The sequence below is a fragment of the Kolteria novifilia genome, from assembly GCA_007748055.1.
GTDB classification, from domain to species: Bacteria; Planctomycetota; Planctomycetia; order Kolteriales; family Kolteriaceae; genus Kolteria; species Kolteria novifilia.
The window spans coordinates 224,760-239,774 of record CP036279.1; the positions used below are offsets into that span (position 1 = coordinate 224,760).

General features: G+C 62.9%; 11 protein-coding genes. 7 read left to right on the plus strand and 4 right to left on the minus strand.

Features of this window, described 5'->3' with window-relative positions:
- Positions 1-395: 395 nt before the first annotated feature.
- The 7 genes from Pan216_RS00825 to Pan216_RS00855 all read left to right on the plus strand — a co-directional run bounded on the left by Pan216_RS00825 (position 396) and on the right by Pan216_RS00855 (position 12,390).
- Positions 396-3,002, plus strand: coding sequence for a DUF7507 domain-containing protein (locus Pan216_RS00825; protein ID WP_145253457.1), 2,607 nt, complete (start codon positions 396-398; stop codon positions 3,000-3,002).
- 279 nt (positions 3,003-3,281) lie between these two features.
- The gene (purD, locus tag Pan216_RS00830; protein WP_419193120.1) at positions 3,282-4,580 is read left to right on the plus strand and encodes a phosphoribosylamine--glycine ligase; all 1,299 of its coding nucleotides are present in this window, start codon (positions 3,282-3,284) and stop codon (positions 4,578-4,580) included.
- Between the two features lie 677 nt (positions 4,581-5,257).
- A complete protein-coding gene (locus Pan216_RS00835; RefSeq protein WP_419193121.1) occupies positions 5,258-5,467 on the plus strand; it encodes a hypothetical protein in 210 nt (69 codons plus the stop codon).
- Between the two features lie 400 nt (positions 5,468-5,867).
- The gene (locus Pan216_RS00840; protein ID WP_145253461.1) at positions 5,868-6,818 is read left to right on the plus strand and encodes a hypothetical protein; all 951 of its coding nucleotides are present in this window, start codon (positions 5,868-5,870) and stop codon (positions 6,816-6,818) included.
- Positions 6,819-7,239: 421 nt separating this feature from the next.
- Complete coding sequence (locus Pan216_RS00845) at positions 7,240-9,933, plus strand: DUF7133 domain-containing protein (protein ID WP_145253463.1); 2,694 nt, start codon at positions 7,240-7,242, stop codon at positions 9,931-9,933.
- 137 nt (positions 9,934-10,070) lie between these two features.
- Positions 10,071-11,633 carry a sulfatase gene (locus tag Pan216_RS00850; RefSeq protein ID WP_419193122.1) on the plus strand — a complete coding sequence of 521 codons (1,563 nt, stop codon included), beginning with the start codon at positions 10,071-10,073 and terminating at the stop codon, positions 11,631-11,633.
- A 124-nt stretch (positions 11,634-11,757) separates the two neighbouring features.
- Positions 11,758-12,390 carry a hypothetical protein gene (locus Pan216_RS00855; protein ID WP_145253465.1) on the plus strand — a complete coding sequence of 211 codons (633 nt, stop codon included), beginning with the start codon at positions 11,758-11,760 and terminating at the stop codon, positions 12,388-12,390.
- Between the two features lie 71 nt (positions 12,391-12,461).
- On the opposite strand, the gene Pan216_RS00860 is transcribed toward Pan216_RS00855, so the two are convergent.
- The 4 genes from Pan216_RS00860 to Pan216_RS00875 all read right to left on the minus strand — a co-directional run bounded on the left by Pan216_RS00860 (position 12,462) and on the right by Pan216_RS00875 (position 15,007).
- Positions 12,462-12,734 (minus strand): hypothetical protein, encoded by a 273-nt coding sequence (locus tag Pan216_RS00860; RefSeq protein ID WP_145253467.1) that lies wholly within the window; start codon positions 12,732-12,734, stop codon positions 12,462-12,464.
- Positions 12,706-13,206 carry a DUF6931 family protein gene (locus tag Pan216_RS00865; protein ID WP_145253469.1) on the minus strand — a complete coding sequence of 167 codons (501 nt, stop codon included), beginning with the start codon at positions 13,204-13,206 and terminating at the stop codon, positions 12,706-12,708. The genes Pan216_RS00860 and Pan216_RS00865 overlap by 29 nt, the downstream gene beginning before the upstream one ends.
- Positions 13,207-13,252: 46 nt before the next feature.
- Positions 13,253-13,441 (minus strand): hypothetical protein, encoded by a 189-nt coding sequence (locus Pan216_RS00870; protein ID WP_145253471.1) that lies wholly within the window; start codon positions 13,439-13,441, stop codon positions 13,253-13,255.
- A 288-nt stretch (positions 13,442-13,729) separates the two neighbouring features.
- Positions 13,730-15,007, minus strand: coding sequence for a DUF1501 domain-containing protein (locus Pan216_RS00875; protein ID WP_145253473.1), 1,278 nt, complete (start codon positions 15,005-15,007; stop codon positions 13,730-13,732).
- Positions 15,008-15,015 lie beyond the last annotated feature (8 nt).

A 15,015-nucleotide genomic window follows, 5' to 3' on the forward strand; every position in this document is an offset into this window, starting at 1 on the left:
GAAGACCGAGGAGCCGTCGCCGCGTTAACCGGAATCGCCCGTGCGGGAAAGAGAGGACGTTTCCTAACCCGTAGGGCCGATTTTATCAGCCGATGCCCGCATCGGAAGGCCTTCCCCCCGCCATTTCTCCACGACGGCTTGAGCCACAATTCGGAGAATCGATCGCCTGTGACCGGCCAATGTCAAACTTTGCGGGTTACACGTCGTCAATCGGAAGCGAATTCGCGCCGCCACGTCCGCATCGCCCGCTTGCCCCTCTCGGGGGTGATAGGGTCTCCGTAGAGTTCGTGACCACCACCCATGGTGGGGGTCGCCTCGTGATCATTTGCGATTCTTCAAACGACTTTGACGACCGCGGGTCTTGGCCTTCGGTCGTGCCTGGGGGTTGAGTTCTCATGAGCCGACAGCCGCGCACCCACTACGTCCGAACGCTGCGTCCACTGGCTTGTGCTGTCCTCTTGTTGTCGCTATTGCCCGGTTGCCTGGGCGTGAGCGGCAACCCTTTCAAGTTGGGCAATCCCTTTCCCGACAACGTGGTCAGGACACACGCCAAGCCCGCCTTTCGCGGCTTCTACCGTGACTTCGACCCCAAGGCGTGCACGATCACCGTCACCCCCGCCGAAGCGGTCAATCAGGTCGCCACGCAGCACATCCTGATCGCGACGGTGTGCGACGCCGAGGGAAACAGCTTGCGAAACCGGCGAGTCGAGTGGCACCTGCAAGGCGTCGGGCACATCGTCGAGGTGGACGAAAGTGGCCTGATGCCCGGGCGCGGCTACCTCGTCGATGACACCTACGCGGTGAGCTACACCAACTACCGCTCGCACACCCTCACGCGCGGCACCGAGGACCCCAGCGACGACATTCACCTCAAGCCGGGGCAGACCTGGTGCGTGATCACCTCACCGCAAGAGGGTGAGTCCTACGTGACCACCTACGCGCCGGGGATCTACAACTGGCAAAAGCACAAGGTTTTCGCGGTCAAGCACTGGGTCGACGCCCAGCCGATCTTCCCGCCGTCGGCGGTCAATCCGGTCGGCACGCCTCACCCGATCTGCACCCAAGTCGTGCGCACCAGCGACGGCTCGCCCGCCCAGGGCTACAAAGTGCGCTATCGCATCCAAAGCGGGCCCGCCGCCACCCTCGATCCGGGTGGATCGCAGAGCGTTGAAGTCACCACCGACCAGGACGGCAAAGCGACGGTGGTCCTCAATCAGGTCCAGCCGGTCGTCGGCGCCAACGTGGTCGGCATTGAGGTCGTTCGCCCGAGCGACAAGCCGACGGGCAAGCCGTTCGTTCTGGCCCGTTCGCAGATGACCAAGACGTGGCTCTCGCCGCAGTTGTCGATCCAGAAGACCGCGCCCCCGGTGGTCTCGGTCGGCCAGACGATCCCCTACCAGATCGTCGTGACCAACTCGGGCTCGATCCGGTCGGAGGGACTGACGGTTCGCGATACGATTCCCGAAAGCCTGCAAGTCGTCAGCGCCAATCCGCCGCCGACGGAGCAGGGAGCCAACCGGCTCTGGACCTTTGGCCCGCTCGAACCGCAGCAATCGGTCCAGATCCAGCTCAACTGCCTGGCGACCGCGGCCGGTACGGTGACCAACTGTGCCGAGGCGGTGATGGCCGAAGGACTCACCGGGCGTTCGTGTGCCACGACCCAAGTCGTCGTCGGTAGCCTCGCGGTGACCAAGACCGCTCCCGACACCGGCGTCGTCGGTCAGCCGATCACGTTCCAGATCACGGTGACCAACAACGGCAGCGGCCCGGCCAACAACGTCGTCGTGACCGACACCTTCGACCAAGGATTCGTCCACGAGTCGGGCGCCGGACCGGTCCAGTTGCGACTCGGCAACCTCCCGGCCCACCAGTCGCGGGCGGTCTCGATCGTGCTAACGCCTCGCTCCCAGGGCCGGCTCTGCAACAACGTCCGCGTCACCGCCGACGGGGGCTTGCAGGCCGAAGGGGGCCACTGCGTCGAGGTCAGCCAACCGCAGCTCTCAATCAAGAAGGAGGGCCCCGGCTTCGCCTTCGTCGGAGCGGAGGTCGAGTTCCGCATTACGGTTCAGAACACCGGCAACGTTCCCGCGAACAACGTGATCGTTCGGGACAATCTGCCCGCCCAGATCGGCTTGCGTCAGGCCTCCGACGGCGGCCAGCTCCAGGGCAATACCGTGATCTGGAATCTCGGCACGCTCGCCCCGGGCCAACAGCGAAGCGTCTCGTTCATCGGCGTGGCGACCGACATCGGTCAGAATGTCTGCAACGTCGCGTCGGTCTCCGCGGTCGGCGTGCCCGAACAGCAGTCGCCCTCGGCATGCCTGAACATCAAGGGCATCCCGGCTCTGCTGACCGAGCTGATCGACCGCCTCGATCCGGTCCCCGTCGGCGGGGAAACGGTCTACGCGATCCAGATCACCAACCAGGGCTCGATGCCCGCCGACAACCTCGTCCTCTCGTGCGTCATTCCCGAGAAGATGACCTATGTCGACTCCGAGGGGGTCCAGAAGGGCAAGTACGATGACCGGACACGGACCGTCACCTTCCCGGCCTTCAACAACATGCTGCCCCGCAAGCGGCTGATCTACCAGATCCAAGTGCGGGCCGATCGTCCTGGCGACGAACGCTTCAAGGCGAAGATCGAGGCGGACCACCTCTCCTCCCCGATCATCCTCGAGGAGAGCACGACGATCTACGACCCGAAGACCGGACAGATCGACGGGGCCCAGGCCCGCGAACGGAAGCTGGTCCAGGCACCCGCTCCGCCCTCGGCGAAGGTCAACGACATCACGCCCCTTCCTCCGGCGGTCGTCAATGGCAAGGACGCCGTCGCCAAGCCCAACGCGGTGCCGATGCCGCCGCGCCCGCAGTCGATCGAACTCCTCCCCGAGGAGCCGCTCGACGAGACTCCTCTCGCCGAGGAGACACTGGTCGAGGAGTCGCTCTCGACGGAGTCGGAGTTCGACATCCTGAATGTCGGCACGGAGGAAGTCGAGAACTGAGCGACTCTCCGCGAGCGAGTGAGTCACGACGACGCCCCAACTCCCTGGGGCGTTGTCCATTTCTTGACGCGAACGGGACCGCTTGCTCCAAGGCGAAGGACTCCCGAAGGCTCGCCAGCGCGAGTTCCAAAACGGAACCAGGACAGACCCCGATCGCTTCGATACTTATTTCCCTTGCGTCGGGATGCTTCGCGCGACCCGACATGGAGCCCGATTGGTCCGACAGCGACCGGTTGTCTACCGACCGCGACGTGACGGAAACTCGAGGCTCCCTGACAGATGTGTCCATCGGAGGTGACAAAGAGCGTGCGCCTACTTGTGATCGGCCAAGGGGGACGAGAACATGCCCTCGTCTGGAAACTCTCGACCTCACCGAAGGTGGAGAAGGTCTTCTGCTTGCCGGGAAACGCGGGCACGGCCAACGATGGGACCAACGTCGCGATTCCTCAGGACAACCACGCCGAGATCATCCGCTTCTGCCAACGCGAACGGATCACCTTCGTCATCATCGGTCCCGAAGCTCCCCTGGTCGCCGGTCTCGCCGATGACTTGCGCGAGGCGGGCATCGGTGTCTTCGGGCCTTCGGCCAAGGCCGCGGAGCTCGAGGGGAGCAAGGTCTTCTGCAAGCAGTTGATGCGCAAAGCGAATGTCCCGACCGCCGATTTTCACGTCTTCGACGACCTCGAAAGCGCCGAGGCCTATCTCGAGGCCCATCAAGCTCCCTGCGTCGTCAAGGCCGATGGTCTGGCCGCCGGCAAGGGGGTGATCATCTGCGACAATGCCGAAGAGGCGCTGGCGGCATGCAAGAGCATGCTGGTCGAGGACCAGTTCGGCAAGGCGGGCAGCCGGATCCTCATCGAGGAACGTCTCGTGGGCCAGGAGGCGAGCATCCTCGCCATCACCGACGGCAAGACGATCGTTCCCCTCGAGACCAGTCAGGACTTCAAGCGCGCCTACGACGACGATCAAGGCCCCAACACCGGAGGCATGGGGGCCTATTCGCCGGCCCCGTTGGTCGACGACGCGATGATGAGCCGCATCGAACAGGAAGTCTTCATTCCGATCGTCCATGCGTTGCGGGTCGATCGACGCCCCTTCCTCGGCGTGCTGTACGCGGGACTGATGATCACCTCGGCGGGGCCCAAGGTTCTTGAGTTCAACGTCCGCTTCGGCGACCCGGAGTGCCAACCCCTCCTGATGCGACTGCGCACCGACTTGGCCGAGTTGCTTCATGCCGCGGTCTTCGGCGGACTTGACCAGATCGACATGCAATGGGACGAGCGCGACGCGGTCTGTGTCGTGGTCGCCTCGGGCGGGTATCCGGGGAGCTATCGCAAGGGCCTGCCGATCCGGGGACTGCATCGCTACGGCTCCGATGAGGACCTGAAGGTCTTTCACGCGGGCACGACGCTCGACGAGGGCCGCGTGGTCACTTCGGGCGGGCGCGTGCTCGGCGTCACGGCGCTGGGCGACGGCCTGGAGGAAGCCCGCAAGCGCGCCTACGAGGCGCTCGAGGGCATCAAGTTCACCGACATGATGTTCCGCGCCGACATTGCGAAGGACCGTTCCTCCTCGTAGCGCCGCGTCCTCCCTTGGCGCTCGAACCCAATGCGCGGCTAGCGGCCACGCGAGAGCGTTCGCCATGGAGTTCACCGGCTCCCCAAGCACGGAGTGTCGCGGAGGGCGCGAGCCTCCACTCTCCACGTGACGTTCCACGCCCTCGAACCACCGCGACCTCCCACGAGTTCTCGATGTGGAAAACCGTGCTCCTTCATTCTGAATGACGAGTTTTTTTGAACGTCGCCCTTCAAGCCACTCGTGGTGACACATTATTGTCACTCACGAATTCCCCGTAATTTGCCTTAAATCGTTGCGAGAAGGGAGATGATGATCGCTTCGCACCGTTGGCGACGTGGATGTGAATTGATGTTTACAAATGTTGAACTCTGGGTAGCATGTCAGCGTTGGCGTCGACTGGGTGATTCAACAATCTTGGAGCGTTGATCGTTTCATGAATGGTGAATCATTCAGACAGCCATCGGGTCGCGAGCACAGGCTGTGAAGCGACCCGGTGACCGCTTGGACGCGATCGAGTTTCGATCGTGGTCAGTCGACTCCGGTGCCGGGCACCCAGCGCGTTTATGGGACTCCGGCTTAAGGTGTGAAAGGAGTTGTCCGCCGACAGCCCACCGCCAGTAGGCGGTACCCCAGCGCGGTTGAATCGTCGGGCAGGACCTTATGGGAGGATCCACAGAGTGGCAGTAAAGAAGAAGGCAGTCAAGAAGAAGGCCGCCGTCAAGAAGAAGGCTGCGCCGAAGAAGAAGGCTGCCGTCAAAAAGAAGGCTGCCGTTAAGAAGAAGGTCGCGCCGAAGGCCGCCGCCCCGAAGAAGAAGGCCGCCGTCAAGAAGAAGGCTGCCGTCAAGAAGAAGGTCGTCAAAAAGAAGACGGTCAAGAAGAAGCGGTAACCAGTTCGTTCGGCTATCAAAGCCTTCCCATAGATCCGTGCCACAACGAGCAAAAACGTCTGCTCCCCGCTTGCGGGAGGCAGACGTTTTTGATGCGCCCGCGCCCTGGCCGATTGTCAAGTCGCCGGCCCCGCGTTTTTCCAATTTCCCCCCGGATTCTGCCATTCTTGCCGTCTCTTCTCGCTTCCGCGAATGCGCCGCGCCCTTCCTCACAAGACCGCCCGCTTGAGCCCACAATCGGCGAAGCCGCCCCCCTCCGACGTTCGATGAACAGAGCAGACCCCTACCGCGCCGATGGGTTCCGATCCCGGGAGTATGGGATCGACCTCGAGGCCCTGTGGCACTCGGTCGCGTCGGTGGGCCGAATCACACGATTGTTCTGCTTGCGGAGAATGGCCTTATGAACCGAACGCGCTTGGCAGCTCTCCTTTTGGCTCCTATCGCGGTCCTCGCGGGCGCGTTGCCCGCCGCCGCCAATAGTTGCAACGCCGGAAAGTGCCAGTCACGAACCTATTTCGGCAACCCCGCGACCGGACCGAGCTCCGTCAGCACGGTCCGTGCTCGCAACCCCTGGAACGTCACCATCTGCGGCATCCCTTGCTGCAAGACGTGCGAGGACAAGTACCAACACTTCCTCCGACGCTATTCGATCGAGCAGGCCCGATCCATCGCTCGAATGAATCGCCTCTGCTGGAAGCACTACAACAACGGCTGTGACGGCGGGTGCAACACCTGCTCGTGCAACGGCGATAGCTGCGACGCCAACCCCTACTCGGCCTCCAAGTTCCCCTGGCACAAGAAGCCTTGGCCGGCTCGCGCCCGCCAGGGACTCCGCGGCAAGGGCGGATGCTCAAGCTGTGGCGTCGCCGGCTGCGACGTCTCCGGATCGTGCGGTTGCGAAGGCGAATACCTCGACGCCGGTTCGTGTGGCTCTTGCGACACCTGCTCGTCCTGCGACACTTGCGAACCGCGCGGCAAGAAGTGCACCGGCTTCCTGAGCTTCTTCAAGAAGCACAAGCACAAGAAGTGTGGCACGCCTAGCTGCGGCGCTAGCTCCTGCGGCATGTGCGACGGTGGCTACGAGGGATGCAGCTCGTGCGAGGGCTGCTCCGCGGGCTCGTCTTGCGGTAGCGGCTGCTGCGGCAGCAAGGGAGGACTGCTCGGCTGCCTCAAGAAACACAAGCAGCACAAGGGTGCCTACGCTCCCCCCGCGGTCTCGCCCTATCCCGGCATGAACCGCGAGGACGCCGTCCGCTTCGTCGAGGGCTTCCAGTACAACCCGCCGTACCAGCTCATTCGCAGCCCCCGCGATCACTTCATGTTCGACGTCAAGTACGGCATCGGCCAGTAGGGCCCCTCGCCAACTCGATCAACCTCACAAGGGCGGCTTCGGTCGCCCTTGTCGCTTGCGCCCATCTCACCTCCACCCCCCAACGACATCCCCGACAACCGATCCATTCGGCCCCAACCTCCACCATCTGCCCCTCCCGATAGGATCTCCCGCGATCGGAAATGACAAATAGTCGTTGAAACGCCGTCGCGGCGCGACCATGATCGCCCTTTCCCGCCTTTCGCTCCAGCTCATGACCGGGAACTCGTGGCGCCGGGATACCTGCCTCAGGTTCGTCTCGCGAGGAGCAAGGCTACCGTCAGACCTTCTTCGGCCCACGCGGCCGAAACCAATTGAACCTCCGTGGCGACGACGATCCCCAGTCGATGCATCGGCAAAAACCGGGAGATGACGCCTCGGCGTCGACGATAGGAACCGATCGATGATTCGAATGAGACGACTTCTCGACCTTGAGACGCCGCGCCGTTGGGCGGTTGGCTTGGGATGTCTTCTGATGGCGTTGGCCGTGGTGAACGTGAGCATCGGCCGGCGTTCGCTCGCCGCCGAGAAGGCGCCCGCGAATGCGGCCAAGAAGCCCGCTCCGAAGAAAAAGAAGAAGGCTCCCCCCGTGCCCCCGAAGCTCTCGGATGTCAAAGCACCGGAAGATTTCGAGGTGACTCTCTTCGCCGTGCCACCGAAGGTGAATTACCCGACCTGTCTTAGCGCCGCCCCGACCGGGGAGCTCTTCGTCGGCGTCGATCCCCAGGGGTCGATCGGGAAGGAATCCAACCAAGGGAAGGTTCTTCGTTGCCTCGACACTGATGGGGACGGCAAAGCGGACGCGATCAACGAGTTCTGCAAAGCCGATCACCCGCGTGGGTTGATCTATGACGCCGGGCGGCTTTGGGTCCTGCATCCGCCGATGCTCACCCTCTTTCACGACGACGATCTCGACGGAGTCGCCGATCGCCAGGAAGTCCTCCTTGAGAACATCTCGACCGACTACGTCAAGAAACGCGGCGCCGACCACACCACCAATGGCATCCGCATGGGAATTGACGGCTGGATCTACATCGCCGTTGGCGACTTCGGCATGATCGATGCCAAAGGGGTCGATGGGGAGACCATCTCCCATCGCGGCGGTGGCGTCCTGCGCGTCCGTCCCGACGGGAGGGAGATGGAGTTCGTCTGCATCGGGCTTCGCAACATCATGGACGTCGCGATCGACCCCTACTTGAACCTCTTCACGAGAGACAACACCAACGACGGCGGCGGTTGGGACATTCGGGTGAGTCATCTACTCCCCTCCGCGAACTACGGCTACCCATCGCTCTACCTCAACTTTCCCGAGGAGACGATGCCGCCTCTGGGAATGTTCGGCGGTGGATCGGGCTGTGGCGTGCTGCATCTCGATGAGCCGAGCTGGCCGAGCGAGTACGGGCAGGCGACGTACACCTGCGACTGGGGCCGCCAGCAGATCTTTCGTCATCGCTTTCCCAAGAACCAAGCGACGTTCGATGCCGATCAGGAGACCTTCGTCAAGATTCCCCGTCCGACCGACCTCGATGTCGATGGCAGTGGCCGACTCTACTTGGCGAGCTGGAAGAACGGCATGTTCGTCTACCAGGGCCCCGAAGTCGGCTTCGTCGCCCGCGTCGTTCCGAAGGGTCACCAGCCCCGTCCCTTCCCGAACCTGAAGGAGCTTTCCGACAAGCAACTCGTTGAGCTGCTGGCCGACCCGAGCGGCGTCGCCCGGCTCCACGCTCAGCAGGAAATCCTTCGCCGCAACCCCACGACTGCGTCGATCCGCGCCATCGAGAAGCTAGCGGCGGACTCGCATGCGCCCCTGGCCGGTCGGGTCGCGGCGATCTTCACGCTGAAGCAGTGGCGAGGCCGCGACGCTCATCCCTACCTCCTCCAACTCATCGAGGACGACAAGGTTCGGGAATTCGCCCTCAAGGCGCTCGCCGATCGCAAGAGCCAACTCGGAGAGGTGCCGCTCGAGCCCTTCCTCGCGGGACTCTCCGACTCCGACCCTCGGGTGCAGGCTCAAGCGATCATCGGCCTGGGACGGATCGGCGACCCGAAAGCCGTGCCGGATCTCCTTCCCCTGACCCAGCGTCGCGAGGATCTGCCCGCGCCGACGGGAGAGCCGCTTCATGCCCAACCCGATCCGGGCCGAACGCTGCCCCACCTGGCGGTGCAGGCAATCATCGCGACCGGCGGCGTGACCGAGTGCCTCGCCGCCCTGGACGGTCCCTACGCGGACGGAGCGCTCCAGGCCTTGCGGAAGATGCACACCACCGAAGCGGTGGAGGGATTGATCAAACGGCTACCAACGACGACCGATCCCGCCCAACGCGAGGCTCTACTCGTCACGTTGATTCGGCTCTACCATCGCGAGGCCCCCTACAAGGAAGGTTGGTGGGGGACTCGGCCGGACACCCGTGGCCCGTACTTTCAGGCGGTGACTTGGGAAGGGAGCGAGCCGATCGCCGCCGCGATCAAGGAGGCGCTTCAAGCCGACGAGCGTCTTGCCGGCAAGGCCGAGACCGAACTCGCGCGGCATCGCGTCGCCATCGAAGGACTCGCCGCGAAAGCGACTCAGCCGAAAGAGACCGAAGAGGTGATGACGGTGACCGTTCCCAAGGCCGACCCGTCGAATCCGAACCAGATCGGCAACCTCGAGTACGCGGCGATCGTCAAACGCTTCGGCCAAGCGAAGGGGGACGTGAACCGCGGAGCGGCCCTCTTCAAGTCACAGACCTGCCGGGCATGTCACTCGGTCGTCAACGGCCAGAAGGCGATCGGCCCTCATCTGGTCGACATCGGCAAACGCTCCAAGACACCCGAACTGCTCGAGTCGATCCTCAAGCCAAGCGAGCGCATCGCCCAAGGTTTTGACACCTACGCGTTCGTCCTTCAGGATGGTGAAGTGATCAACGGCTTCATTGTGAGGGAGTCCTCCGACACCGTTGAGATCCGTCAGGGCAACGGCAAAGGCCGTGTCCTACCGCTCGCTTACATCGACGAGCGCGTTCGTCAGAAGACCTCGACGATGCCGAAGGGAATGGTCGATAACCTGACACCGGAGCAACTGGCCGACCTTGTCGCCTACTTGAAGTCTCTTCACTAGTGCGCTGGTCCATCAAACTCTTGGGGTGCCACTGGCTGCTTGTCAGCCAGTGCGAAAGGGCTAGCGCCAACTTCAAGTTGGAGCAGAGCTCTAGCGATGTCTCGACAGCGTGAACGTCTCTACAAAGGGAGTCCAACGTGAGCCGATTCCTCCTGTCTCTCGCCTGCCTGTTGGCAAGCGACCATCCCGGTATGGCGGCCGAGAAACCCAACATCGTCTTCTTCCTCGTCGACGATCTCGGGGTGCGTGACTTAAGCAACGAGGGATCGCGCTTCCACGAGACGCCCAACGTCGATCGCATCGCCCGCATGGGCATGAAGTTCACGCGCGGCTACGCGGCCTGCCAAGTATGCAGTCCGTCGCGAGCCTCGATTCTGACCGGCAAGTATCCCGTCAATCACGGGATCACGACCTATATCGGCGACGCCTCGGGGGAGAGCTGGCGATCGAGGAAACGCTTCGACAGCCATTTCCCCGCCGAGTACCAACGACAACTCGCCGCCTCGGAGCAAACTCTCGCGGAAGTCCTCCGCGACGCCGGCTACAAGACCTTCTTCGCCGGGAAGTGGCATCTGGGCGACAAGGGCTCATGGCCCCAAGATCACGGTTTCAGCATCAACAAGGGGGGCTACCATGTCGGCGGGCCCTACGGGGGCGGCTACTTCTCACCCTACGGCAACCCCAACCTCGGCGATGGGCCCGACGGCGAGTCGCTCACGCTCCGGTTGGGGCGGGAAACGGCCGACTTCATCGATGCGAACAAGGACGATCCTTTCCTCGCCTACCTCTCCTTCTACACCGTCCACGCGCCAATCCAAACGACCTCCAACCTGTGGAAAAAGTACCGCGACAAGGCCGTGGCGGCGGGACTCCCCGAGGAGCGGTTCCGCTTCGATCGCCGGCTCGCGGTTCGCCAAGTGCAAGACTGCCCGATCTATGGCGGCATGGTCGAGGCGATGGACGAAGCGGTCGGCATCGTCCTGGCCTCGCTCGAGAAGAACAATCTGCTCGACAAGACCATCATCTGCTTCACGTCCGACAATGGCGGCGTCTCCTCGGGGGATGCGTTTTCCACTTCCAACCTTCCCCTGCGGGGCGGCAAGGGGCGGCAATGGGAGGGCGGCATTCGCGAACCCTACTACCTCCACGCTCCCGGAACGACCAAAGCCGGTTCGGTCAGCGACGTCCCCGTCAGTGGTATCGATTGGTATCCGACTCTTCTGGAACTCGCGAGTGTCGCCATCCCGAAGGGACAGCAGGTCGACGGTGTGAGTCTGGTGCCTCTGCTCAAAGGCGAGCCCCTCGAGCAACGCCCGCTCTACTGGCACTACCCTCACTACGGCAACCAAGGGGGAGAGCCCTCGTCGATATTGATGGAGGGCGATTGGAAGCTCATCTTCTACCACGAGGATGGACGTCACGAACTCTACCATCTCGGCAACGACGTCGGCGAGCGGAACGACGTCCTGGCCAGCCATCCCCAGCGAGCCGAACGGATGAAACGGCAACTCGCGGGATGGCTCGCGTCGACCGAAGCCAAGTTCCCCACCAAGGATCTCCAATTCGATCCCGCCAAGCGTGACGCACGCTGGAAACAACTGAGCACCAAGGGCATGGAGCAACTCGAACGGCGGCACGCCCGCTACCTCGAGGCGAACTACAAACCGAACGCCGATTGGTGGGGAAGCGAGATCGACTGACAGGGCATTTCCCCACGGGAGGACAGCGTCGGCCAATCTCTCCTCGTGATTGACATTGGAGCGAGCGTCACGATCATGCCTTCGGACCCGATGCCGGCAACGAACAGGATCGAGGACGCGGATCATGAGTCAAAGCGCCAAGGGTGGTGGGATCGCTCGGTGGTTCTCTCGCCTGGAGAACTATCTCTTCTTGGTCGAGGATGTGCGCGACGACGAGCGCTATCAACATGCCCTAGTTCAGTGTGAAGACACCCGTCCCCAAAAGTCGGACGACGATTACGCTTGGGTGCTTGACTGCGCCCACATCGCCTATCGGAATCAGGTCGAACGGCTCAACCAACTGAACCTGAAGGCCCTCGCGATGCTGAGGCACTTCGGGGTCGGACTTCTCTTTATCACGATCACGGCGGGCCTCGGGTCGATGCGCTACTCGGAATGGGTCGGCGTCCTGCTGCTCGCCCCCATCTTCATCGCGATCGCGGGCGGCTACTACTCGATGCGATCACTGCGACCCCATGCGATGTTCGGCTATCCCGACATGGAACAAATGCGACAAGCCATCGACAGCGAAACGGCTCCCGAGGCGCCACGCGGGGCCCTCGTCGCTCAAGTAAATCTCGCCACGATCGGTATGCTGCTGACGGTGGAGCAAAGGGAAGACGACCTAAAACAGGCGATCGCCCTCTACGGGATCGCGGTGGCGTCGCTCGTCGGCGTCTTCATCATCCTCGTGATCGCGACGGCGATCATCTTGTAGGCAACGCATCGTCCCAAGGACCGACGAACGCGAGCGCCCAGGGAAGGCTCCCGGAAACAACCAACGAGCGGTCAGGGCTTGCGCGAGAAAAGCGACGACATCCAATCCATGAGCGACCGCGAACCCGACGTCGGCTCTTCGTCGTCGCTGCCCCATTGGGACATGGTGTCCGGAGCGCTGGGCGAGCGATTCTCATTGCCTGAAACCGGCGGTGTCCCAGGCTCACTCGGAACGGCCGATGAAGCAGCCAAGTCGTCGCGAATCCATTCCGGATGACGCTCCGCTGCCGACGCCTCGCGGCCCTGCTCGTCGCCTTCAAGCTGCTGGAGCGCTTCCGGCGGCAATCACGCCCTCCTTGCGGAAGTCGCGTTTCAACGCCGCCAAGGGTTCCGGCAGTTTCAACTCCGCGAAGCCGGTCGCACGCCCAAGCAAGATCGGCGCGGTGAGCTTGGTGACCACACGGGTCAACCGCTGAATCGCCGCCCGGTGCTCCTCGGTCGGTTCCACGACCCAGCGAAAGGTCGCGCCGAAGACCTGTCGGTCCTTCTCCCCAGGCTCATCGGGTGGCATCACCTTGCCGATGCAGCAACACCCCCACCAGACCGCGTGCCGCAGTGGGAGAGCATGCCCGACGAAGTCGAGTCCATCCTCCAGGAACTCCGCGTGGAGGAGAGCTTTGAGATACGCGCCGTAGGACATCTCCGGGCGCAACAACTCGCGGGCGGCATCGCACAGCTTCGTGAACTCTCGCTCCAAGACATGATCCGCGGTCCGCAAGTCGTCGATCGCTGGTTCGAGCTCTTCCTCGTCAGCCATTGAAGATCAACCTTCCGCACGAAGTCGTGGCGACCACGGGCCAGGCTCACATCATGGAGTAACTCGCTCCGCTCGGCCCGGCCACGTTGCCCATGCTACTGGCGTCTCCGGTGACAACGAGTCCCAACCTCATCACCGACGTCATCGGATCCGCCGCGGTGTAGACACCCGGCCCCAGAGGCGTGACGTCCTGGGCCGCGTCGGCCGTCGCGATGGGCAACCCGCAAAAGGTCACCAGTGGCACTTCCGCCAAAACGACACCCGGCCCGCTGGGACCAGATGTCGGCGTTCCCGCGTACGCGTACTGAGAAATGATCGCTCGGTCCTCCTCCTGGAATCGTCACTAGCAGTCCGTTGATTTATTCACTGCCGACTCCGAACGGCGATTCTTACCCATCTCGGCGTTGAGAAACCTCGACGAATCAGCGTGGGCATGGCCCCCAAAAGTCTCTTGGCAATGAACCAACCAATCGAGACACGAGGCTTCAGGGGGAGTCACACCCGTAAGGTGGCGCGGGACCGATCACGACGCCTTGGGGAATAGCGCGTTGATTGGACGCCCCATGTCGGTCACCGGCACGGGGCGATCCCCATCGTAGAGATACTTCGCGTAGTCGATTCCCAACGACGCGTGAATGGTGGCGAAGAAGTCAGGGACACTCACCGGATCGCTCACGATCTTCTTGCCGAGTTCGTCGGTCACGCCGTACGCTCCTTGGTGACGGAGACCACCTCCGGCGAGCACGCAAGCGAACGCGGTTCCTTGATGGCCCCGTCCTCCGCCAGAATCGAACTCCGGCGGACGCCCAAACTCCGTCGTGATCACGATGAGTGTCTTGTCGAGCAGGTTCTTCTCTTCCAGATCGCTGATCAGCGTGCTGACCGCCGAGTCGAGTTCTCGAATCAACGTATGCTGCTGCAGAATGCCCGCATTGTGAACGTCCCACCCCGTCCCGTTGAGGAAGTTGAGGTTGTGAGAGACCTCGATGAAGCGGACGCCTTGCTGGACCAGTCGTCGCGACAGCAGGCACCGCTGACCAAACTCACCCCCATAGCGGTTGCGCAAATCGCTCGGCTCTTCATCGAGATGGAAGCTCCGGTTGAACGCCGGTCCGCTCAGGCGTAGCGACATGTCGATCGCGTCTTCGTAGTCCTGCAGCGACTGGTCGCTCCGAGACTCCTGCAGTTGCCGAAGGTTCGCGAGTATGCTCTGACGTCTCGACTGCCGATCTCCCGCGATCGCGTCCGGCCGCGACAGGCCGACCGGTCCTTGGTTCGTGTCCGTGAGATACAAGTAGCCGTAGCGGGCGCCGAGAAAACCGGGGCCACGGGTCACGTTGGGGTACCCGATGAGCACGTAAGGCGGAGCATCGTCGGAAAGCGGCCCCTTCTCGTGGGAAATAATCGACCCCAGCGAGGGGTAGGTGACCGTCCCACTGACCGGCCGTCCCGTGTGCATGAAGTTGGTCGCGGCCGCGTGCTCGTCGATCACGTGATGGTGGACCGTCCGCACGGCGGTCACCCGATCCATCAGCGGGGCCAACTTGGGAAAGTGTTCGCAGAGCCGGACTCCTGAGACACTGGTCTCGATGCTGGGATAGTAGGAGCCAGCTCTCTTTTTCGTGGGATCGCCGACGCGCTTCGGATCGAAGGTGTCGCCGGCCCCCATCCCTCCGCCAAGCCAGATCGAAATGACGTGTTCGGCTTTTCCCCTCACGCGCTCCTCGGCGCTCGCCGATCGTGCCAGGGGATAGGCCGCGGTCGTCAGGGCGGCGGTCTGAAGAAACTTGCGTCGGTCCATGTCAATCT

Bases quoted from the DNA above. Each gene is read 5' to 3' on its own strand.
- Pan216_RS00865 (WP_145253469.1), bottom strand. From the start codon at position 13,206: ATGGCTGACGAGGAAGAGCTCGAACCAGCGATCGACGACTTGCGGACC.
- Pan216_RS00845 (WP_145253463.1), top strand. From the start codon at position 7,240: ATGATTCGAATGAGACGACTTCTCGACCTTGAGACGCCGCGCCGTTGG.
- Pan216_RS00825 (WP_145253457.1), top strand. From the start codon at position 396: ATGAGCCGACAGCCGCGCACCCACTACGTCCGAACGCTGCGTCCACTG.
- Pan216_RS00840 (WP_145253461.1), top strand. From the start codon at position 5,868: ATGAACCGAACGCGCTTGGCAGCTCTCCTTTTGGCTCCTATCGCGGTC.
- purD (WP_419193120.1), top strand. From the start codon at position 3,282: ATGTGTCCATCGGAGGTGACAAAGAGCGTGCGCCTACTTGTGATCGGC.
- Pan216_RS00855 (WP_145253465.1), top strand. From the start codon at position 11,758: ATGAGTCAAAGCGCCAAGGGTGGTGGGATCGCTCGGTGGTTCTCTCGC.
- Pan216_RS00875 (WP_145253473.1), bottom strand. From the start codon at position 15,007: ATGGACCGACGCAAGTTTCTTCAGACCGCCGCCCTGACGACCGCGGCC.